The following is a 21,492-nucleotide window of genomic DNA, read 5'->3' as shown; positions in this document are numbered from 1 at the left end:
TGGGTGGAAACACAAAACGGCCCCACGCTCAGGGGATTCGACGAAGTGAATCCCACTAGGCGCGGGGCCGCGTTTCCAGAGTTCCGACTAGCGTTGGTTGCGAGGCTTCCAAACCACCAACGCGTTGTTGCGCGGGATCGGCACGAGGTCCCGGCGATAGCCCGCATGGACTTTCGCGATTTCCTCGGCCAATTCACGGACGCGGTGCTGCAGAGCCTCGACCTGGTTGGTCAGTTCGATGATCCGTTTGATTCCGGCAAGGTTGACACCCTCGTCCTGCGAAAGCCGTTGCACTTCACGAAGAAGGGCAACATCACGCGGGGAGTAGCGTCGTCCACCACCGGTGGTTCGGTGCGGGGTGACCAACCCGAGCCGGTCGTAGTTACGCAAGGTCTGCGCATGCATTCCGGCCAACTCGGCTGCCACCGAGATCACGAAGATCTGAGCGTCAGGATCGACCGTCGCATCCCATTGATTCTGCGGTCGCTCGGTCATCATGCACCGGCCCACCCGGCCCGTGGATCGAACCCGCTCGCCTTCTCGGCCTCGAGATAGGTTTTCAGCGCTTCGATCGCCGGGTCGTCCAACTTCTGCGGGACGGATACCTTGACGGTGACCAGAAGGTCACCAGCGCCCTCGGGACGCTTGGGGATGCCACGTCCGCGAACTCGCAGAATGCGTCCGTCCACCGTTCCGGCCGGAACCTTCACTCCGACACGGCCGTCCAACGTCGGCACCGACAGGGTCGTACCCAGTACCAGCTCGCCGTAGCTCACCGGAACCGTCAGTGTCAGGTCGTCACCGTTGCGGCCGAAGACGCTGTCCGGCTTGACGCGGATGTTGACGAACAGGTCGCCGGCCGGAGCTCCGCGGAGTCCCGCTTCACCCTTGCCCTTGAGTCTGATCTTCTGGCCATCGCTCACACCGGCAGGCACCCGTACCGTGATGGTCCGTGTGCGATTGGTGACGCCGCTACCGTGGCAGTCCTCGCAAGGCGAGTCGATGATCGAGCCGGTTCCCCGGCAGTCGTCACACGGCTCACTGAATCCGAAAGCGCCCTGGTTCCGGCTCACTACGCCGGTTCCGTTGCAATGCGGGCACACTCGCGGGCTGGTGCCCGGCTTTGCGCCGCTGCCGTGACACGTGGTGCACGACGTCGGGCTGGTCAGACGAAGTGGGACGGTGACACCGAGCGCTGCTTCGCGGAAGGCGAGCGTCGTCTCGGTCTCGAGATCCTTGCCTCGACGCGGGCGGTTGGGTGCAGCTGTGCGCTGGCCCGCTCCCCCACGGTTGAACAATCCGCCGAAGATGTCTCCGAGACCCGAGTCCTGTCCACCGGCGCCGCCGCCGAACAGGTCGTTGATGTCGAAACCACCAGCGCCGGGGTTGAATCCGCCGCCGCCTTGCGCGCGGGGACCGAAGCCGCCGCTGGCAAACAGACGCCTGGCTTCGTCATACTCCTTGCGCTTTTCCGGATCGGAGAGCACTGCATGAGCTTCGCTGACTGTCTTGAAACGCTCTTCGGCCTTCGCGTCGTCAGGGTTGGCATCGGGATGCAGATCCCGGGCCAGCTTGCGATACGCCTTCTTGATCTCGTCGGCCGTGGCGGTGGACGAGACGCCCAGCTCCTTGTAGAAGTCCTTCTCGATCCACTCCCGTTGACTCACTGGGCGTCTCCTCCTCTCACTCTTACTTCGCTTCTTCCTCTGAACCGTCTGCAGGCTTGTCGCCCACCCGGTCCGTCACGGCCACCATCGCGGTCCGAAGGACCCGGTCGCCGAGCTTGTAACCCTTGCGCATGACCGTCCCGAGTACGGGGTCGTGGCCTTCGCCTTCATGCTGCACCGCTTCGTGGAGCGCGGGATCGAAATCGTCACCCTCGTTACCGAAGTCGGTCAAACCCAGACCCGTCAGGGTCGTGTTGAGCTTGTCCGCGAGCGCACGCAACGGACCTGTTTCCAGATCACCGTGCGCCCGAGCGCGATCCAGATCGTCGAGGATTCCGATGAGCTCGGTGATGACCGAAGCCCGCGCGGTTTCCTTGATGACCTGCTTGTCACGCTCGACGCGACGACGGTAGTTGGTGAACTCCGCCTGCAAGCGCTGCAGATCCGCAGTTCGTTCGGCGAGCTGATCGGTGGCGGATGCTTCCTCCACGATCGACTCTGCTTCCTGAACTACCCCTGTGTCTTCCGAGTCGAGCGGCGGCAGGGATTCCCCCGCCGCCTCTCCCTGTGCACCGGTCTCGGGGTCGACCGGGTTGTTCTCGGAGTTGTCCGAGGTCACTTCTTGTCCGAGTCGGTGGGCTCGTCGACAACCTCGGCGTCGACGACGTCGTCGTCATTGCCTGCGCCGTCGGTGTTTCCGGCCTCGTTTGCAGCGGAAGCCTCGTAGATGGCCTGGCCCAGAGCCTGCGACTCGGTGCCCAGCTTCTCCACTGCGGTCTTCACTGCAGCGATGTCGGTGCCTGCCAGGGCGTCGTTGACGTCCTTGACCGCTGCCTCGACCTTGGTCAGGATCTCCTCGGAGACCTTGCCCGCGTTCTCACCTTCACGCTGCTCCTTGACGAACTTCTCCGTCTGGTGGACCAGCGACTCGGCCTGGTTGCGGACCTCTGCCTCTTCGCGACGGGCCTTGTCTTCCTCGGCGTGAGCCTCGGCGTCCTTGACCATGCGCTCGATCTCTTCCTTGGACAGACCGGAGCCGTCCTGGATCTTGATCGTGTTTTCCTTGCCGGTGCCCTTGTCCTTCGCCGTCACGTGCACGATGCCGTTGGCGTCGATGTCGAACGTGACCTCGATCTGCGGAACGCCACGCGGGGCGGGCGGCAGATCGGTGAGCTCGAAGGAGCCGAGCAGCTTGTTGTGCGAAGCGATTTCGCGCTCACCCTGGAAGACCTGGATCTGCACCGAAGGCTGATTGTCGTCAGCCGTGGTGAAGGTCTCGGAACGCTTCGTGGGGATGGTGGTGTTGCGCTCGATGAGCTTGGTCATCACGCCACCCTTGGTTTCGATACCGAGGGAAAGCGGCGTGACGTCGAGGAGCAGAACGTCCTTGACCTCGCCCTTGAGCACGCCGGCCTGGAGTGCGGCGCCGACGGCGACGACCTCGTCCGGGTTGACACCCTTGTTGGGCTCACGGCCACCGGTCAGTTCACGAACCAGATCGGAGACGGCCGGCATACGGGTGGAGCCACCGACGAGCACGACATGGTCGATGTCCTTGACGGCGATTCCGCTGTCCTTGATCACTGCCTGGAACGGCGCACGGGTGCGATCGAGCAGGTCGGAGGTGATCTTCTGGAACTCGCTGCGGGAGAGTTGCTCGTCCAGGAAGAGCGGGTTCTTGTCCGCGTCGACCGTGATGTACGGGAGGTTGATGGAGGTGCTCTGCGAGCTGGAGAGCTCGATCTTCGCCTTCTCCGCAGCCTCACGCAGACGCTGCAGGGCCATCTTGTCCTTGGTCAGATCGATGCCGTTCTGAGCCTTGAACTTGTCGACCAGCCAAGCGACGACGCGCTCGTCCCAGTCGTCGCCACCGAGGTGGTTGTCACCGGAGGTTGCACGAACCTCGACGACGCCGTCGCCGATTTCGAGCAGGGAGACGTCGAAGGTGCCGCCACCGAGGTCGAAGACCAGGATGGTCTGCTCGGTGTCGCCCTTGTCCAGTCCGTATGCCAGTGCAGCCGCGGTGGGCTCGTTGACGATACGAAGGACGTTGAGGCCGGCGATCTGGCCGGCTTCCTTGGTTGCCTGACGCTGTGCGTCCTCGAAGTACGCGGGGACGGTGATGACGGCGTCGGTGATGTCTTCGCCGAGGTAAGCCTCCGCGTCACGCTTGAGCTTCATGAGCGTGCGGGCGCTGATTTCCTGCGGCGTGTACTTCTTGCCGTCGATTTCAACGTTCCAGTCAGTGCCGATGTGGCGCTTGACGGAACGGAGGGTGCGGTCGACGTTCGTGACTGCCTGGTTCTTCGCGGGCTGACCGACGAGAACCTCGCCGTTCTTGGCAAATGCGACCACCGAGGGGGTGGTACGTGAGCCTTCGGCGTTGGCGACCACTACGGGCTCGCCGCCCTCCAGCACTGCAACTACCGAGTTGGTCGTACCGAGATCGATACCGACTGCACGAGCCATAGTGTTCCTACCTTTCGTTCTGCGGTTCTCTGCCCGAGTGGTTGATCTCGAACATGACCGCGAGTTTTTCGCTTGGTGAGCGTCCTCCGCTCAAGTTTGCCTCCGACCGTGGCCGGGAGTCAACTTGAAGTTGAGCCGGGGGCGCTCAAGCTTGTCGAAATGGTCAACTACAGCCCACGTAGATTTGTTCCCGCCTTCCCCGAAAAGGCGAAAAAGTGCGCCACATCACTTCCGCATCTCTCCAAATGGCTACGATCGGCCAGTGACCGATCCCGACAATTCCCCCGCTCGACCTGCTCGCCCGTCACCTCCACGCCCGGCACCCGAGCGACCCGACGTCTCGGTTCGGCCACTCCGAGCGCCGGCGAGCGACGAGACGCCCAAAGCCGTGACCTTGTCTGCTTCTGCCTGGATCGGCTCGTTCGTCGTGCTGGCCGGAATCGCCGGAGTGGTAGTCACCAGCCTCGACGACGTCCGATCCGCTCTCGAAGAATCGACTGCGCGCGACAACCCCGGATACTCGTCCACCGACATCTCCGACGCCGTGACCGTCGTACTCGCGGGCAGCGGCGGCGGCGCTCTCGTCCTGGCCCTGCTCGCACTTTTGAGCCTTCAACTCCTCCGCGCACGCAAGAACGCCGGGCGGGTGATGACGGCGATCGTCGGAGCCTCGAGCATCGCGGCCGGGCTCGGCTTCATGTCCCTGGTCGACGGCGCAGCGGATATCGGCGCTGGAGTCCTGACGTGGGGTCCGATTCTCTACTGCGTCCTTGTCGCGGTGGCGGCGATCGCGCCATTTGCTCCCGGTGTCAGTGACTGGCTGCGAGCACGCCGATGAAGATTCACGTACAACTCGACTCCGCACCGGGCGCAGGCGCTGCTCGCAGCCGTGAACTCGCGGAGACCGGCGCCGGCGGCCTGTTCACGTTCGAGGGGCCGCACGACGTGTTCTTCCCACTCGTCGAAGCCGCTTCGGCCGTCGACCTCGACCTGATGACCAACGTCGCCATCGCGTTCCCCCGCAGTCCCATGCATCTGGCGCATTCGGCCAACGACCTGCAGTTGCTCAGTCGCGGCCACTTTCGGCTCGGTCTCGGGTCGCAGATCAAACCGCACATCGAAAAACGCTACAGCGCAACGTGGTCGCGTCCAGCGGCCCGCATGAAGGAGACCGTCGCCGCGGTCAAGGCGATCTTCACGGCGTGGGAGAACACCTCGACGCTGAACTTCCGCGGCGAGTTCTTCACCCACACTCTGATGCCGCCGACATTCGACCCCGGCCCCAATCCCTATGGACCGCCGCCCATCCTGATGGGGGCACTCGGGCCGGTGATGACCCGTACCGCCGCGGAGGTTGCCGACGGACTACTGGTCATGCCGTTCCACTCGGAGCGACATTTCCTCGAGCGCACACTTCCGGCCGTCGATACAGGCCTTCGCGAATCCGGACGCACCCGAGACGAATTCACGATCATCCCGCAGGTCATCGTCGGCGTCGGCCGCAGCGACGATCAACTCGCCGCGGCCGCCCGAGGCGTCCGGGCGCTGCTCTCGTTCTACGGATCGACGCCCGCATACCGTCCGGTGCTCGACGTCGAAGGGTGGGGGGAGGTCCAGCCGGAACTCAATACCCTGTCGAAGCGAGGCGGCTACGCCGACATGGCCTCGTTGATCACCGATCCGATGCTGACCACACTCGCCGTCGTCGGCACCCCGGAAGAATGTGCGACCGAGATTCGGCGGCGGTTCGGCGAGCATGCCGACGAAGTGTGCTGCTACTTCCCCGGTTACGACGCAGAGCCGAAAGACGTGGCGTCGATGATCTCGGCTCTCGCCTGAACCTGGTCAGGCGCCCTGATCAAGCCCCTGATCAGGCTCCTAAGGTACGGGCCAGCTCGGTCAACGACTCCCGGGCAGCCCGCAGGCTCGCCTCACCCTGCTCGATCAGCGGCGCCATCGCCGGAATACGCTGCGCCAAGGTCAGTTCCGCGGTGATGACGGAGACATCCATGCCCATCGACACCCCCAATACCTGAACGAGCGGCGGGACGGTGTGATCGTCGGCCTCGTTCCCCGAACCCGGCGCATAGGTGTTTCCGCGACTGGACACGATCACCACGGGCTTGCCTGCCATGGGCTGAGTGCGAGTGTCGAAAGGCACCGTTGTACCCAGGACGTGTACGTAATCGATCCACGCTTTCAACGTGGACGGGATCGACCAGTTGTACATCGGTGCACCGATCACGACTACGTCCGCCGCGGCGAGTTGCTCGATGACCCGAGCCTGCAGTGTTTCTGCGTCGGCGTCCGGACTCTCTCCGTCGACGCGCAAGCGTGGTGCGTAGTGCAGGGCCGCGTCCGCGAGGTGCGGCAAGGGATCTCGGTGCAGGTCCAACGTCACCGTCGTGTGATTAGGGCTGATCTCCGACCACTGCGCAGCGAACAGTGCGGTCAGGTCACGCGAGGTCGAGTTGCGGAGTTCGGCAGACGAATCGATGTGAAGTAGTTGTGGCATCCCTCATCAGTACCAGAGCGTGCTCAACTCTTCTCCGCACTCTTCTCCGCGGCGAGATCGGATTCGGCCGCGTACTCCGCCAGAAGGACACGCTCACGCTCGCAATGCGGATAGAAGAACGTCACCACTGCGGCACCGGCGCACACGATGATGATCGCCGCGATGTAGGCATGTGTATCCCCGTCCAGGAAGGCGTTTTTGGCGGCGGTCATGATTTGGTCCGCGTATTGCGGGTAGCGTTCCGCCAGAACTTCAGCGCTGGAGAAGGATTTGGTGAGCGCGGCTTGAGTTTCGGGAGTCACCTCGGATGCGTTCGGCGAGGACGAGATCGCATTCCCCAACGATTTTGCGTACCCGGCGGTGAGTATGCCGCCGAGAATCGACTGCATGATGGCGCCACCCAGGTCGCGTTGCAGGTCCGACGTTCCCGACGCCATACCCGCGCGATGCACGGGAACGGATCCGGTGAGGGAGCGCGATGCCGGTGTGCCGGCGAGTCCGACGCCGATGCCGACAAGTGCGTAGGCCAACGCAACCTGCCAATACTGCGTGCTTTCGTTCCACATGAACAGCGCGACAAACAATCCGAGAACCACAAACAGGTACCCGGAGAGCAGAGTGACTCGGGCGCCGTACCTTTCGATCATGGTCGCCGAACGCGGCGCAACGATCACCATCGCCAGGGCCGCCGGAATGATGGCCGCACCGGCTGCCAGCGTCGAGTAACTCAGTACGTTCTGCAGGAACTGCTGGCCGATGAACATCGCGCCCATGAGCGAACCGAACACCACCAATCCGCCCACGGCTGCGACCCAGAAAGTTGGGCGCGCAGCTACGTGAAGGTCGAACAGTGGATTGACCGCGCGTCGTTGCTGCAGGAAAAACCCGATGCCCGCGACGAGCGCGATCGCACCGAGCACGAGTGCCATCGTGCCCGAACCCTTGACCGGCGCGAAGTTGATGGACAGCACCAGCGCCCCGATGAAGACGATCGAAACGATGCCGCCGAGATGATCGACTCGCTCGGTCGTCTCGTTGACGTGAGCGGGCACCAACATCAGTGAGCAGATGAGTGCCACGAGAGCCAACGGAAGGGTGACGAAGAAGACCGATCCCCAGTGAAACTGCTCGAGCAACGCGCCCGCGACGATCGGCCCCAGTGCCGAGATCGCGCCGCCGATGGCCGACCACATGGCTATCGCTTTGGTTCGTGCCGGTCCTGCCCACAGCGCTGTGATGATGGCCAGCGTCGTCGGGAATGCCAGACCTGCCGAGACGCCTCCGACTATTCGGGCGAGGAAGAGAACTTCGAAGTTTCCGGCGAATCCCGCCACGATCGACGCCGGAATGGACAACGCCATGCCGGTGACCAGCAGCATCTTGCGACCGTATCGGTCTCCCAAGGCCCCCAGGTAGAGCACCGTTCCGGCCAGGCCAAGCGAGTAGCCGACCGCTATCAGATTCAGTTGCGTCTGACTGGCGTCGAAAGCCCGCCCGATGTCGGGTAGCGCGACGTTCGCGACCGAGAGATTGAGGTTCGCGACCGCAGCCACCAGGATGAGCGTCCCCAGGACGAAGGTGGCTCGATCCGGTGATGCGGACTTGATGTCACTCGCCATGCGCGTGCTCCCATCGCGGTGGGACCCGAACCTGGGAGTTATGTCCGGATCATCCCGAACTCAAGATAGAACCCTCTTCCGGCGCTCGCATAGTGAACGGGTCCCTATTCGGGCACAATTTCAGCCAGGACGCCCTCGGCGCTGCGGGCAGCAACCAGGCAGGCGCGCGAGGTGAATCTGTCGAAGAGCGGATGTCTGGACAGTTCGCGCCATCGCCGGACCGCCGCAGTAGCCCGCGCACGCTGCGCCTCCGGCGATTCTTCCGGTTCGCAGCCCAGCCGGTCACTGGCCCGGATTCCGTAGCCACCGATCAGTCTTTGCAGTTGTGCCAGGTCGTCGGGGGGCAGATCTGTGTGTACCGAACGAAGACGCCCGAGCAGGCGAAGTTCGTGGAAACCGTGAACATCGGCGAGCAACCGTTGCGCCTCCGCCGCGATCTGATCGCCTTCCTCGCTCGGATCGGCTTCGAGGATTCTTCCCAGCGTCACCAGCGCTGTATGCGATTTGAGCTGATCTGCCCGTTGACCGAATTGAACGTCGATCACCTGACGCAGTTCGTCCAGGCCGCTGCGCTCCAACAATTCGGCCGCCAGGGACGGCGAATCAGTGGCCCCCAACTTGATCGACGTCACGGCGAGGCGAATTCCGAAGAGCCCGAACCGATCGGCCAATTGCGCCCGCATGGCCGCATCGACCGGCAGCGGACTGTCCTGCCTGGCAAAGCGATCCGCGGAGAGGAGCGCCAGGCTCAGATCCTCGGCCGGAACCTGCGCGAGCGCCGAGAAGGCCGCGAACTCACTCTGTCTCATCGTCCGAGCAGCGAGCGCGAGCAGACCTGCCACCGGAACCACCGACTGGCACAGGCCGGTTCGCTCCAACTCCTCGGCAAATCGTGCCGCGACGTCCTTCGCCGAAGACAACGCGTCGAGCCTGCCTGCGCCGACCTCGTCGGCACGCGAGAGAACACCGATCACTCCGAGCGGCCCGGATTCTCCGCCCACGTGATCCGCGATCTTCCCGAGAAACTGCATGTCACTGGCGTTCAGGGCCCGCAGGAGATAGACCACTGCATCCGCGCCCGGCGCCCCGCCGTCGGGAACAAGCATGTCCCAGGTGCGGGCCGAAACCTCGGTCGAGAGCGACGAGGTACCCGGTGTGTCGATGATCGTCGTACGCGCCAAAGCCGAAGACGGCCAGTCGACGTCGATGCGGTCCACCGAGTCTGCGGTGTACTCGCCCAGTTCGAAGGTGAGCCTGCCGTCGCGGCGGGTCACCGGCACGTTGAACTCGGCGCCGTTCTCGGCCGTCGCGGTCACCTGCGGCGTTGTCCCGTTCCGATACCAGGTGACGACGCGCGTGCACTCGGTCGCGTCGGTCGGCGCTATATCCTGTCCGACAAGCGAATTGAGCAGCGTCGACTTACCCGCTTTGAGGGAGCCGGCGAGCGCCACCCTCAGCGGCTCGTCGAGCCTGGCCGCGCATTCTTCCAACTGGGCGCGCGTCTGTGGTTGATCGGCGTAGACCCGTCTGGCGCGGTCGATCAGTGCGTGTGCCGACTCCACAGCAGTCACGGCGGTCGTTGCATTCATGCGTTGGTCACCTTTGCCGAAGCAGGAGCGGGAGTTTCGCCGATCAACGTTCCGGCAACGGCGTCGAGCTCGGCGACGACGCGCATGTCGGTCTCCAGACGCTTGATACGAGCGGCATGTTCGCTCGACTCCAGCTGCGCGGCTTCCTGCGTGGCGCGAAGGGATTCATTGATCGAGCGCAGCGCCTGCTCGGCGATGTCGGTGAAGTGATCACGCAACAGCCGCTGCACCAGGCGGAGTCGATCCTTCGATTCCTTGCCCACCTGGAAGCTGACGTCGTCGGCAAACCGTCGGATGGCCGCTTTCGCCTCGGCCCGACGCTTGAGTACCTGAGCCTGCTTGTCTTCACGATAGGCCTTGGTACCCAGCAGGACCCCGGCGCCGATGGAGATCGGGTTGACCAGAGCCATGCCCATCATCGTGGTGATCAAGCCGAACATCAGAACGCCACCGTACGAGCCGCGCATACCGACCAGAACCTTTTGAGTGATGCCGATTCGGCCCGACTCGAGATCCGACAATGCGCCGACCGGTTCCAGGAAACCGTCGGTGTCGGCGACGTCGAGATGCGGTAGCGCGACGTCGCCGGTCTCCGCAAAGTGCTGTGCCACAACTTCTGCCAACCACTGCGCACGGTCGTGAGCCCACACGAAGTTGTCACCGATCGCGGTGGCGATCTCCTGCTCGAGCCACTCCCCCACGACGTCCCAGTCCTTACCGGGATCGCCTTCGTCGACCGTCTCCTCGGCCTGGCGGGTGACCCGGCGCAACCGGTCGCGGAGGTCGTGATCGATGTCGGCGGCGAGGTCTGCGATGCCGTCGCCGAGGCTCTGTTGCCAGAGTGAGGTCTTTTTGTGCAGTTCCTCGGCCGCTGCCCGGGCGCGCTGCAGCCCCGCGACCGCTGCCTGCGCAGTCGACGGGTCCTTCAGCGCGGCAAGCTCACTACCCATCTCCAACGTCAGATGCGCTGCCGCAGAACGCACGTCCATCGCAACTGCGCGTCGGGTGTTCGACTCGGCACGTGCAACGACGTTGTCCCGCAAGAACTGATAGAGGTCCAGGAAGCCGGATTCCGCTTCGAGTTCTTTGTCCCCCAGCCTCAACGCGTGCGAGCGCAGTACCGAGGAGATCGGGATGAGCGGCAGGTCCAACCCGGCGCGCTGGAGGTGTCCGCGGTCGGCGTCGAGGATCTGCCGCCAGTGCGGGTACAGATCGGTCTTGCTGATCAGCCCGGCCACCGCAGGACACAGATTGACGACCTGGCGGATGAATCCAAGCTCCGGTTCGGTGAACTCCTGGCTGGAGTCCGACAGAACCAACACGGCATCGGCCGCGGTGATCAATCCCAATGTTCCTGCAGCATGCGGATTTCCATGACCGCCCACGCCAGGGGTGTCGATCAGTACCAAACCGTCGGCCAACAGTGGACTGGGAACACCGACCTCGACGCGCAACACCTCGCGCCCTTCGGCGCGAGGTGTGGCCGGGGTGATCCCCATGAGTTCTTCGAGCGGAAGTGGTACCCGGATGGGCATCGCGCCCGGATCGGCGAGAATAAGTTCGGCAACCGCGGTCTCCGAATACTGTACGACCGTCGCCACGGCAGTGGTCTCGTCGTCACCGACCGAGCAGACGTCGATGCCGAGCAGCGAATTGACGAACTGGCTCTTGCCCTGCTTGAGGGGGCCGACCACCACGATGCGAATACGCGGGTCGTTGACTCTGACCTGAGCGTTCTCGAGTCGACGCACCAGATCCGTGCGCCCGAAATCCTTCGCCACTGCGGCTGTCCGTTCGAGCAGCGACGCCGTCGACGACGCGACGCGCGCCTTCCGGTTGCTTACCTGACTCGCTGAATCACTCATGAGCTACGTTGACCCGCAATTCTTCCCGACTCGAATATCCGGCCCTGCGAACGCATAGCGCGCGCAGGGCCGGATTTGTTACATCAGGTCATTTTGACCGATTTCAGTTCCTGCGTCAGCAGATCAGGGATGCAGGTGATCGACAACCGCCACCGGGTCGATGTGATCGACCGGTGCTGCAACCGAATCCTCGGCGAAGAGCGAGTGTCCGGTATCGGCGCTCAGGCCCGAAGCGGAACTCGAACCGAATGCGTCGGTCGCATCGATCGACGACCACGGGTTCAGCGCACCGGTCAACGAACTCGTCAGGTCGGACACTCCGCTGACCGCTCCACCGAGGGATCCACCCAGGTCAGCGACTCCACCGCCGCCAACGGTACCGCCGCCGTCGACGGTGCCACCGGCAGCCGCGGTTGCGTCTGCTCCGATCGAACCGGTCACGTCGGTGACTGCTCCGACGGCCCCACTGAGCGATCCACCGAGATCGGTGACACCGTTCAGTGCACCTCCGAGCGACCCGCTCACTGCACCGCCGAGCGACCCGCCCAAGCCGGCCGCCGCGTTCGTGGCTGCATCGAGGCCTGCGGTTGCGTCGAGACCTGCTGTTGCGTCCAGAGCGCCGCCCACCGTTGCTCCGAGATCGCCGGTCACAGCGCCGAGGTTCAGGCCGTCCGCCGCGATGCTTCCGAGGTCGACGGAAGGCAGTTCAGCGGAGATCGGACCGAGGTTCACTGCGCCGAGGTCGACGGAGGGCAGATCGGCGCCGATAGCGCCGGTACCGATTCCGCCGATGTTCAGTGCCGAGTCCAGCGCTCCACCGAGGGCACCTTCGGCACCGAGAATGCTGTCGAGAGAGCCGCCCAATCCAGCCCCGAGGCCTGCGCCCAGTGCACCGTCGAGCGCGCCGGTGAGGTCCGTGCCCACGGAACCGACAGCACCCAGGCCGCCTGCACCCGCGAGAGCGGAGTCGAGAGCCGCCGCCACACCGGCAGCCAAGCCTGCTTCGCCGCCCAGGCCGAGTGCACCACCGACGTCGATTCCGGTAAGTCCGCCTGCGCCCAGTGCTGCGTCGAGTGCGCCGCCGAGGCCGCCCGCGAGCCCGGCATCGACGCCGAGCGCCGAACCGAGGACGCCTTCGAGGGCCGTCGACAGATTCGCGCCTCCGCCCAGAGCCGCCGCGAGGTCGGCGCCGAGTCCGCCTTCGAGGTCGAGTGCTCCCCCGAGCAGTCCGCCGAGTGCGCCGCCCAGGTCGGCTCCGACCGTTCCGCCGGCACCGAGAGCGCCGGAGAGTGCCGCGCTGAGCTGAGCGCCGAGGTCTGCGCCGCCGCCGAGCACTGCGTCGAGGTCTAGTCCGCCGCCGAGGCCCAGTGCTGCGTCGAGTGCGCCTCCGAGTGCAGTTTCCAAGCCGCCGCCGACGCCGAGTGATCCGCCGAGGGCGCCGCTGAGGGCAGCACCGAGATCGAGCCCTCCCGCGATATCCGTGAGAACACTGACGTCGGTGATCGCGCCGAGAACGCCGCCGAGCGATGCACCCAGATCAGCGCCGATCGTGCCGCCGGCTCCCAGGACACCGGAGAGCGCGCCGGACAACGCCGTGCTGAGGTCACCCGTCAGAGCGCCGGCCAGGTCCAGGCCGCCGCCGAGGGCAAGGGCGGATTCCAGTGCGCCGGTCAGGCTTGCACCCAGTTCGCCGCCGATGTCGAGGAGACCACTGAGGTCTGCTGCGCCGCCGAGGAGTCCACCGAGAGCCAGTCCGAGGTCCGCTCCGAGGTCGCCGCCGATGGCGAAGACGGGTGCGAGGGCTCCGCTGAGCCCTGCCGTCAGGTCGAGTCCGCCGACTGCGCCGATTGCGGCGTCGAGCGCTGCTCCCAGTTCCGCGGTCAGGCCGCCGGTCACTCCGAGCGCACCACCCAGAGCCGCGCTGAGCTGTGCACCGAGATCGAGTGCGCCGCCGAGGTCGAGTGCGCCACCGAGGCCGAGGCCGGCTTCGATGACGGCGCCGAAGGCTGCGCCGAGGTCGGCACTGATCTCGCCGCCGATGGCAAGCGCAGCACTGAGGGCTGCTGCGAAGTCGCCGACCAGATCGAACTGGCCGCCGAGGGCGCCTCCGACTCCCAGGCCCGCACCGGCGCCGAGACCCAGGCTGCCCCCCAGACCGCCACCGAGGCCACCGGTGAGTCCACCACCGATTCCGAGCCCGCCGCCGATCGCACCGGCAGCGGACGCGCCGGCGTTGACGATCGCGGACAGGTCGGCGCCGCCACCGGCAAAGAGTCCGGACTCGGCGACCAGCGGAGCAACAGCGACGATGTCGGCGGGGCTGACGTCGCACAGACCTGCAGCGTTGAGAGCCGCGGTCGGGTTGGCGCAGTAGTTGGCAGCTGCCTCGTCGTCGCGAAGTAGCCCGAGGATGAATTCGAGTACGGCGTTCGTTGCCATGGCGGGTTCTCCTGAAGTTCGTTGACCGTGATGTTGCCGGTGGGTTGTTGCCGGTGCTCCGGAAACTGGTGCGCTGCCAGAGGTAGCGAGTGGAATCAACGCTAAGAACTTTTGCGACCGGGGCCAACGGGGAGCACCCCCCTCTTCTGCCGGGGCGGACGGGGAAGTCCCCTACGGGCCACGACTGGCCTGGTTAGGGGATTTGCCCCGATTAGGGGATCGGCCCCCTACTTCGTCGGAGCGCCTCCAATCCGGTAACGATCTTGGTCCTGAAACCGACATCGCAGACAACCGCGACAGTCCTTCTGTCGCCCACGACCAGGGGAGTTCGTTCATGGCGGCAGGGCTCGGCATCAGCATCGGTTCGGCCACTCTCGTAGCTGTCAGCGACGGCTCAACCGGTGAAACGCAACAGGTCCGCTTACCCAGTGCACTGCAATTGGACGACGGATCCGTCATCACCGGATTTGTCGAGCGCGTCGGCGATCCGATTCCGATACTTGCCGCCGACGGCACCGAGTACCGCGGCGAGGATCTCGCGGCAACAGCGGTAGACGCGCTCGTCGGCCAGGCGGGAAGCGGCGAAGGGCCGACGGTCGTCCTGGCTCACCCCGTGGGGTGGAACCGCCACACAGCACGCACCATGGAGTCCGCGCTGGATGGCGCCGGGGTTCACGGCGCAACTCTCGTCGCCGAACCCGCGGCCGTCATGGCGTGGCTCGCCGCCTCCGGAACTGTTGTCAACGACGGTCTGACCGTCGTCTACGACCTCGGCGCCCGTTCGCTCGACGTCACGATGATGTCCACGACCGGCGGACGGAGCGAGATCTTCGGCAAGCCGCTGCGCAGCGAGGACATCGGCGGTGACGAATTCGATCACCTCGTCACCGTGCACCTGCTCGATGCGGTGTCGGATCACTTCGCAGCCCTCGATCCCTTTGCTCCCCAGACGATTGAAGCGCTGGAAACGCTGCGTGAGCATGCTCGCGCAGCCAAGGAGGAGCTTTCCACCGAGACGGAAACCGTTGCCCGCGTCGCACTTCCCGGTGCAATCAGCGACGTTCGACTCGTTCGTTCCGAGCTCGAGGATCTGATCCGCCCCGCCCTCACTGAATCGGTGGCCTTGGTTCGCGAAAGCCTGCGATCTGCCGGCGTCGAATCCAGCGATGTCAATCAGGTTGTTCTGGCCGGCGGAAGTTCGTCCATTCCCCTTGTCGCCGAACTATTGTCTGCGGAGCTTCGTGTTCCCGTGATCGCCGACGCCGATCCGGCGTCGTGCGCGGCGTCCGGCGCTGCGACCCTGGCGACAGAAATGACAGCCACCACGGCACTCGCTGTCCCTGTTGTCCCCGCCGAGCCCACCCGCAAGCCCGCACCGGTTCCTGCCTTCTCCACTCCGCTGCTTGCCGAGCCGACCGAGGAAGAGAACACGGCGACTCGACGCTCGTCGAGGGTGGGCGTAGTTGCTGCGGTGGTTGGAGCATTCATAGTGCTCGCCGCAGGCGGGCTCGGAATCGGAACAGCCATGGACAAGATCAACGTCCCGTCCAGTTCAGCGAACACCACGAGCGAGTCCACCTCCTCGACCGCATCGACCACCGCAGGCTCTACTCCCGGCAGCACGACGGCAGCCGAAGCGGCAGGTACCGGATCCACGACTGCGAACAACGGAACTCAGAACAATCAGCCCGGTTCTCCTGCTGCCGCGGGCGGTTCGACGACGGCGCCAGGGGCAGTTCCGGTTGCCGGCGCACCAGCTGGATCTGCGCCCGCACCGGGCGAGACCGCCCAGTCGGCGCCTGCACCTGCCGCACCCGGCGCCCCGGCTCCCGCACCGGCTCCCGCCCCAGCACCAGCGCCCGCGCCCGCACCTGGGGCGGGCGTCGGAACCGGTATCGGTGATGCTGCGACCGGCATCGGCAACGGAGTCGGCGGTTTGGTAAACGGCGTCGGGGACGGTGTCGGCGGAGTGGTCGGAGGTCTCGGTAACGTCGTCGGAGGTGTCGGAAACGTGGTCGGTGGTGTCGTCGGCGGCGTCACCGCGCCGATCCGCTGACCGGCAGGCTTTCGATGAACCGTGACAGCGGCACCGAATCGTCGTACATCGCAGGACTTTTGCGCGGCATCGATCTGACTGCATCGCCACTGCGCCTGTTCGTCACCGGGACCGACGCCAGCGCTCGGCCCCAGGTGTCGAGGGCAGTCCGGAAAAGAATCGAATCGGGTGACAAGCCCGTGGTCACCACGCTCGCACATGACGCCCCGGCCGATGCGATTGTGGTGATCGCGGACGCGCAGGCTCTGACCTCCGATGAAATCCGCGCCCTGAACGAGCTTGTTCAACGCGACGACCTCGGAGTTGTCATCGCCTCCGATCGGATCGATCCTCCACTCGCACCGATCTACGCGAGCATCTCGAGTTTCGGTACCGTCCTTCACCTGAACCCGTTGAACCGATCCGATATTCGGAAGATCGCCGCAGAGCGAAGAATCCCACTTGACGACCGTGCAGTGCTGACGCTCGAGCACCTTGCCGGTGGTTCCTTCGGGGCAATCGAAGCGTACTTCGCCGCCGCCGCGGCGGGCCGCCCGGAAATGGCGCCGGCTGTACGCACACACTTTCTCCATCAGGTCACTGCTCTGCATCCGATCGAGCGGGAGATCCTCGAGGTTTCACTGGCCGTCCCGGACGTCGACGCTTTCGAACTCGATCTGGGACAGGAGAAGTTCAGCCTCACAGCCGCATTCGACCGCGCTCTGGCGTCCGGACTGTTCGGTTCACGATCTCCTCTCGTCGCAAGCGTTTTGGCAGAGTCGACCAGTACAGGGCGTATCCGCAGCGAGCTGATCAGAATCGTCGAATCACGCGCGCACGCGCGAACTCTCGACATCGACACAGCAATAAGGCTTTTCGACTCCGGCATCCGCCACCGAGATCTCACGGCCGTGCTACGAGACGCAGTCGACGGCAGCATGCCGGCGGTCGCGGCAGATCTCTTTCGTCGTGTGCATTCGATCGAGCCTCTCGACCTGGCCGACACGCTGCTGTACGCCCAGGCCTCGGCTCGAAGTGGTGACCTCGACACCGCGTGCCGCCTGGCAGATTCCGTCATCGCCGAACCTGATCTCGACAACGCGAAACTGGCGACGGCAGTGCGGGTCCGCGCGGCTTCATCCGCTAGCTGTGGTCAACTCGGCGCTGCTGCTGATCTCTACGCCTGGCTCGGGCCAGAGCGCACCGGAACCGAATCCCCCTTCGCCGCAATCACCTTCCTCGGCATCGGCAAGGTCGACGACGCGAACACGTCGCTCACCGGACACACCGGATCACCGTCGAGCACCACGGTCGGCGCTGCCACACTCGCCAACGGACTGATGCAATCGGTAACGGGGGGTGCACCGAGTGCGCTCAACACGATGTCACGCGCGCTCTCCCTCCCCGGCGGCGCCGACACCTCGCAATTCCAGCCAGATTCCGCCCCGGCGCTGGTCGCTCTGGCGCTCCTGCACAACGGTGCCCATGAACGCGCCGCCGCTGTTGTCACCGCCGCGATCGCCGGCGACGACGCAAGCAGCCACACGTGGGCGCGGCTTCACATTCTCGGCGCCTGGATCGCGATGATCCGTGGGAACGACACTGCTGTCGACGACCTACCGGACGATGTGGTCCGCGGCCCCCTCCGCGAACGTGACGCACTGTTTCTGCATGCTCTGATCGTGGGTCTCGCTCGGCGCTCCGGCGATCTCGCTCAGTTGCGTCGGGCTTGGTCGGGCGCGGCAGGCCCCCTCTCGTCCTGCAGCGTGGATCTCTTCAATTTGCTTCCCATCGGCGAACTGTGGCTTGCAGCAGTACGACTCGACGAGGCCGAGCAGGTCGAGCATCTTGTCGACGACGCGCGCTCACTCCTCCGCGCACTCGGCGAGCCGCCGCTGTGGTCTTCGCCGCTTCATTGGTACGGCGTCCAGGCATCGATCCTCGCGCAGTCGCCGGCCGACCTCCTTCCACACGCGCATGCACTCGCGGAATCAGCCAAAACCCACACTTACGCAGCCGGTTTGGCGACCGCCGGCCGCCAGTGGCTCCTACTCATGCAGGGAAACGTCGACGCAGACGAAGTCGAAGCCGCTGCGCGAACGCTCAGCCGAATCGGACTCCCCTGGGACGCGGCCCGCCTCGCCGGCGAAGCAGCGCTGCGCACCCCGGACACCAAATCGGCGACGGCATTGCTCCACGTTGCACGCTCGCTACGCACAACGTCGACGGCCGAGACGATCGCAACCGATTCGGCCGACAGCGCGACACCACCGTCGGTACTGACCGAGCGCGAACAAGAAGTTGCCGAACTCGTCGTCGTCGGCCTGACGTATCGGGAAATCGGCGAACGTCTCTATATCTCCGCCAAAACCGTCGAGCACCATGTCGCACGCATCAAGCGGCGCGTCGGGGCACAGTCCCGTTCGGAATTGCTCACCATCCTTCGAAGCATGACACCGGCGAACAAATAGTTAGCTGAATATTGCCCGGAGGGTTGCGTATATCCGTTTAAGTGATAGTTTTCACAGGAATCAGGACATGCATGCCGAGCAAAGTTCGGTAACTGTGAAACGGGGATCGCTATGAATTGGGGAGTCGGACTCGCCGTCGGCAATAAACGAAGCATTGCTGCGATCGCGAAACCTGACTCGGTGCTGGTGACCCTCGAACGCGAATCGGTGCTGCACCACGCCCCTGACGGCACCGTGCAGCTAGGTGAAACCGCGACTGGTTCCGCCGGGTTGCGGGGGTTCCTCGACAGGGTCGGAACTGACGATATCGACAACTTCTCCGAGCACATGACGCGAGGGGAAGAACTCGTAGCGACGGCTATGTATTGCCTGGTCAAGGAGGTTCGCGCACTCACCGAACACAACTTGGACATCTCTGCCGTGATTCCCGCAGGTTGGTCGAGCGATTCCGTCGACGCACTGCGCGTCGCACTCGACAGCATGGATCTCGACGGCGTCGAACTGATTCCGGAAGAGGACGCCTCCGCGGCTTGGCTCGCAGATCCGGATGCCGACGACAGTGCGGCTCGCGGAGCCGCAGCGTTGGCAGCGCATTTCTCGATCACCACTGCGAGTTCCGAACCCGAGCCAACCGCTCTTTTCGAACCGGAGGAGACCCCCGAGGAGTTTCCGCCGTTCGTCCTGATCGAACCGGAGCCGGAATCCGACGTGGTGGCAACGGTCACGAAAGCAGCGAGTGTCGACAGTTGGCGCAGTCGTCAGTGGCAGTCGGAGCGCCGACCGATCATCGCCGCAGCAGCCGCCGCAGTTTTTCTGACGGTGTCGGGCTGTGCGGCAGCGGTCATCATCGGACACACCCCGACGGTTCCGGCACCCGGGATTCTCGACGCACAATCTCACTTGTCCCCCGGCACCACGCCCGCCACCGCGGCGAGTCCGTCCGGCGCGGTTTCGCAATCACCGACCTCGCTCCCGTCGGAAGTACCCGCACTCGGCGCGCAGCCGACGGCGCAGTGGTGGTCATCCGAAGCGGATCCGACCTCATCCGAATCCCAGACCACGCCGGAGAATCCGCGCGCCAGTGCCGAGAAATCGACAACGGCGAACGCCCCCGTGCAGCAGGGATCGCCGATCACCGTCCAGATCGACCCACTTCGGATCGAGAACCTGCCGCCGGTCGTCAGACCGCTGGATCCTGTCGATCCGGCTACCCCGGACACTCCCACCGTGACCGACCCCACTGATACACAGACGACGCCGACACAGCCCACCAACCCGACCGACACAACCGATCCGGCGGTTCCGAATCCCGACATGCCCGCAATGCCGGTGGCCCCGAGACCCGGAATGCCCGGTTAGACAAAAGGATTCAACTGTTCGACAGGAGGCGCACATTCCTCCTCGAAACTTTTCCCCTATGGTGGGTGCGGTACCTACCGGCTCGGTGCCGGGGACTTGAAGGGATTTCATGCGTAACTCGTTGGCGATCCGCACCGCTGTGGTCGGCGCCTCGGCACTACTGCTCGCAGCTCCATTCATCACGACGGCATCGGCAGAGCCCGCCTCCGACACGCATGTCGAACAGCTCGAAGCCGACCAGCTTCCGGCTGAGCTTGTCGAGGCGATCACCCGCGATCTGAAGATCTCCCCGCAGGAGTACCTGGACCGCGCTGCCAAAGCTCAGGAGCTCGGTGCGTACGCCCAGGATTTCAAGTCCGAGCGTCCTGGCGACTACGCCGGCTCGTGGATGGGACTCGACGGTCAACCCGTCGTAGCCGTCACCACTACCGAAGCTGCACGCATCGCCGCCGACGACGGTTACCGCACGCACGTCGCCCCCGTCTCCGCCGACACTCTCGAGAAGACACTGGCCGACGTCAACGGATGGATTGCCGGGCTGCCCAAGGAAATCTCACGCGCAGTCAATTCGGCGACTATCGACGTCCTGAACAACCAGGTTGTCATCGACGTCGCGAACAGCCCCGTCGGGCAGGCACTCAATCTTCCGACCCTGCTCGAGAACACCAAGATCGTTCTCAGCCCGGACGGTGGCGGATCGGTTGATCCCCGGGCACTCGGCGGCGACACCTACATCACGTCGACGGGCCCCATTCGCGAGACGCCGACCGAGAACATCTCGGTCTGCTCGTTCGGGTTCAACGCCGTCGACAATCAGAACAACGCACTCAATATCAGTGCTGGACACTGCAATCCGGCCGAGGGTTCGAAGTCGCCGGTCTACCTGCCGAATCACGCGAACGTCGACGACAGTCAGTTGATCGGCGCCTTCTCACAGTCTTCCGTCGGCAACAACGCCGGCGATCTCGATTACTCGGTCATCAAGTTCGACCAGCCGGGCATCGATGCGGGCCTCGATCGCGCTGCCGTCCGCGGCGCCAACGGAACCACCCTCGCGATCACCGGAACAGCACGTCCCGTGATCGGCGCCCCCATCTGCAAGTCGGGCCAGACGTCGTCCTTCACCTGTGGCGTCGTGGCGGCGGATCGCGTCGAAACACAGCTGGTCATGGCGGACGGTGATTCGCGAACAGTCCGCGGATTCGCCGGTACCGCGTGCACCCTCGCCGGCGACAGTGGCGGCGCCATCGTTTCCGGAACCTTGGCGCTGGGCATCACCAGCGGCTCCAACAGCAGCGGCGCCCCGAGTTGCAACGAAGCGAACCTGGTATTGGCGACCTCGGGCGGAACCTCGAATCTCGGCATTCCGGTCGGAGACATTCTCGACGCGGCAGATCGCGCATCCGGCGGCGGTGTCGGTTCCGGAATCCGCGTTCGCACTGCGGGTTGACCCAGCCCTGAGCT

The 21,492-nt window shown here is 64.8% G+C and carries 15 protein-coding genes; 6 read left to right on the top strand and 9 right to left on the bottom strand.

Going from position 1 to position 21,492, the window contains the following annotated elements; all coding sequences use genetic code 11:
• Positions 1 to 87 precede the first annotated feature (87 nt).
• The 4 genes from ACFQ6Y_RS18330 to dnaK are packed head-to-tail and all read right to left on the bottom strand — an operon-like array spanning position 88 to position 4,136.
• A complete protein-coding gene (locus tag ACFQ6Y_RS18330) occupies positions 88 to 498 on the bottom strand; it encodes a heat shock protein transcriptional repressor HspR (protein WP_003944355.1) in 411 nt (136 codons plus the stop codon).
• The gene (dnaJ, locus tag ACFQ6Y_RS18325) at positions 495 to 1,667 is read right to left on the bottom strand and encodes a molecular chaperone DnaJ (RefSeq protein ID WP_050656306.1); all 1,173 of its coding nucleotides are present in this window, start codon (positions 1,665 to 1,667) and stop codon (positions 495 to 497) included. Before dnaJ ends, ACFQ6Y_RS18330 begins: the two co-directional genes overlap by 4 nt.
• A gap of 22 nt (positions 1,668 to 1,689) precedes the next feature.
• The gene (gene grpE / locus ACFQ6Y_RS18320; protein ID WP_249037189.1) at positions 1,690 to 2,286 is read right to left on the bottom strand and encodes a nucleotide exchange factor GrpE; all 597 of its coding nucleotides are present in this window, start codon (positions 2,284 to 2,286) and stop codon (positions 1,690 to 1,692) included.
• Positions 2,283 to 4,136 (bottom strand): molecular chaperone DnaK, encoded by a 1,854-nt coding sequence (gene dnaK / locus ACFQ6Y_RS18315; protein ID WP_019749384.1) that lies wholly within the window; start codon positions 4,134 to 4,136, stop codon positions 2,283 to 2,285. The genes grpE and dnaK overlap by 4 nt, the downstream gene beginning before the upstream one ends.
• A 262-nt stretch (positions 4,137 to 4,398) precedes the next feature.
• On the opposite strand from dnaK, the gene ACFQ6Y_RS18310 reads away from it, so the two are divergent.
• Both ACFQ6Y_RS18310 and ACFQ6Y_RS18305 read left to right on the top strand, forming a co-directional pair.
• On the top strand, positions 4,399 to 4,974 hold the full coding sequence (locus tag ACFQ6Y_RS18310; protein WP_378536021.1) for a hypothetical protein: 576 nt from the start codon (positions 4,399 to 4,401) through the stop codon (positions 4,972 to 4,974).
• Positions 4,971 to 5,975: a TIGR03617 family F420-dependent LLM class oxidoreductase gene (locus ACFQ6Y_RS18305; protein ID WP_378536019.1), complete on the top strand. Its 1,005-nt coding sequence runs from the start codon at positions 4,971 to 4,973 to the stop codon at positions 5,973 to 5,975. The genes ACFQ6Y_RS18310 and ACFQ6Y_RS18305 overlap by 4 nt, the downstream gene beginning before the upstream one ends.
• A gap of 31 nt (positions 5,976 to 6,006) precedes the next feature.
• Here ACFQ6Y_RS18305 and ACFQ6Y_RS18300 read toward each other — a convergent pair whose 3' ends face one another.
• The 5 genes from ACFQ6Y_RS18300 to ACFQ6Y_RS18280 all read right to left on the bottom strand — a co-directional run bounded on the left by ACFQ6Y_RS18300 (position 6,007) and on the right by ACFQ6Y_RS18280 (position 14,163).
• Positions 6,007 to 6,651: an FMN-dependent NADH-azoreductase gene (locus tag ACFQ6Y_RS18300; RefSeq protein WP_378548437.1), complete on the bottom strand. Its 645-nt coding sequence runs from the start codon at positions 6,649 to 6,651 to the stop codon at positions 6,007 to 6,009.
• Positions 6,652 to 6,674: 23 nt separating this feature from the next.
• Positions 6,675 to 8,270, bottom strand: coding sequence for an MFS transporter (locus ACFQ6Y_RS18295; protein WP_378548434.1), 1,596 nt, complete (start codon positions 8,268 to 8,270; stop codon positions 6,675 to 6,677).
• 104 nt (positions 8,271 to 8,374) lie between these two features.
• Positions 8,375 to 9,859 (bottom strand): dynamin family protein, encoded by a 1,485-nt coding sequence (locus ACFQ6Y_RS18290; protein WP_378635541.1) that lies wholly within the window; start codon positions 9,857 to 9,859, stop codon positions 8,375 to 8,377.
• Positions 9,856 to 11,724, bottom strand: a complete 1,869-nt coding sequence (locus ACFQ6Y_RS18285; protein WP_378635536.1) for a dynamin family protein — start codon at positions 11,722 to 11,724, stop codon at positions 9,856 to 9,858. The genes ACFQ6Y_RS18290 and ACFQ6Y_RS18285 overlap by 4 nt, the downstream gene beginning before the upstream one ends.
• Positions 11,725 to 11,847: 123 nt before the next feature.
• Positions 11,848 to 14,163 (bottom strand): IniB N-terminal domain-containing protein, encoded by a 2,316-nt coding sequence (locus tag ACFQ6Y_RS18280; RefSeq protein WP_378635531.1) that lies wholly within the window; start codon positions 14,161 to 14,163, stop codon positions 11,848 to 11,850.
• Positions 14,164 to 14,497: 334 nt separating this feature from the next.
• Here ACFQ6Y_RS18280 and ACFQ6Y_RS18275 point away from each other — a divergent pair, with 334 nt between their 5' ends.
• The 4 genes from ACFQ6Y_RS18275 (at position 14,498) to ACFQ6Y_RS18260 (ending at position 21,478) form a co-directional block, all read left to right on the top strand.
• A complete protein-coding gene (locus ACFQ6Y_RS18275; protein ID WP_378548422.1) occupies positions 14,498 to 16,219 on the top strand; it encodes an Hsp70 family protein in 1,722 nt (573 codons plus the stop codon).
• A 14-nt stretch (positions 16,220 to 16,233) separates the two neighbouring features.
• Entirely contained in the window at positions 16,234 to 18,669 is a 2,436-nt protein-coding gene (locus ACFQ6Y_RS18270; protein WP_378635527.1) for a LuxR C-terminal-related transcriptional regulator, read from the top strand.
• A gap of 111 nt (positions 18,670 to 18,780) precedes the next feature.
• Positions 18,781 to 20,028 carry a hypothetical protein gene (locus ACFQ6Y_RS18265; protein WP_378635522.1) on the top strand — a complete coding sequence of 416 codons (1,248 nt, stop codon included), beginning with the start codon at positions 18,781 to 18,783 and terminating at the stop codon, positions 20,026 to 20,028.
• 109 nt (positions 20,029 to 20,137) lie between these two features.
• A complete protein-coding gene (locus ACFQ6Y_RS18260) occupies positions 20,138 to 21,478 on the top strand; it encodes a S1 family peptidase (protein WP_378635518.1) in 1,341 nt (446 codons plus the stop codon).
• Positions 21,479 to 21,492: the final 14 nt, after the last annotated feature.

The organism is Rhodococcus sp. NPDC056516, assembly GCF_042794655.1.
GTDB lineage: Bacteria > Actinomycetota > Actinomycetes > Mycobacteriales > Mycobacteriaceae > Rhodococcus_F.
This window is presented reverse-complemented; position numbering and strand designations above follow the sequence as displayed.

Bases quoted from the DNA above. Each gene is read 5' to 3' on its own strand.
- ACFQ6Y_RS18330 (WP_003944355.1), bottom strand. From the start codon at position 498: ATGATGACCGAGCGACCGCAGAATCAATGGGATGCGACGGTCGATCCT.
- dnaK (WP_019749384.1), bottom strand. From the start codon at position 4,136: ATGGCTCGTGCAGTCGGTATCGATCTCGGTACGACCAACTCGGTAGTT.
- ACFQ6Y_RS18305 (WP_378536019.1), top strand. From the start codon at position 4,971: ATGAAGATTCACGTACAACTCGACTCCGCACCGGGCGCAGGCGCTGCT.
- ACFQ6Y_RS18300 (WP_378548437.1), bottom strand. From the start codon at position 6,651: ATGCCACAACTACTTCACATCGATTCGTCTGCCGAACTCCGCAACTCG.
- ACFQ6Y_RS18295 (WP_378548434.1), bottom strand. From the start codon at position 8,270: ATGGCGAGTGACATCAAGTCCGCATCACCGGATCGAGCCACCTTCGTC.
- ACFQ6Y_RS18290 (WP_378635541.1), bottom strand. From the start codon at position 9,859: ATGAATGCAACGACCGCCGTGACTGCTGTGGAGTCGGCACACGCACTG.
- ACFQ6Y_RS18285 (WP_378635536.1), bottom strand. From the start codon at position 11,724: ATGAGTGATTCAGCGAGTCAGGTAAGCAACCGGAAGGCGCGCGTCGCG.
- ACFQ6Y_RS18280 (WP_378635531.1), bottom strand. From the start codon at position 14,163: ATGGCAACGAACGCCGTACTCGAATTCATCCTCGGGCTACTTCGCGAC.
- ACFQ6Y_RS18275 (WP_378548422.1), top strand. From the start codon at position 14,498: ATGGCGGCAGGGCTCGGCATCAGCATCGGTTCGGCCACTCTCGTAGCT.
- ACFQ6Y_RS18270 (WP_378635527.1), top strand. From the start codon at position 16,234: ATGAACCGTGACAGCGGCACCGAATCGTCGTACATCGCAGGACTTTTG.
- ACFQ6Y_RS18265 (WP_378635522.1), top strand. From the start codon at position 18,781: ATGAATTGGGGAGTCGGACTCGCCGTCGGCAATAAACGAAGCATTGCT.
- ACFQ6Y_RS18260 (WP_378635518.1), top strand. From the start codon at position 20,138: ATGCGTAACTCGTTGGCGATCCGCACCGCTGTGGTCGGCGCCTCGGCA.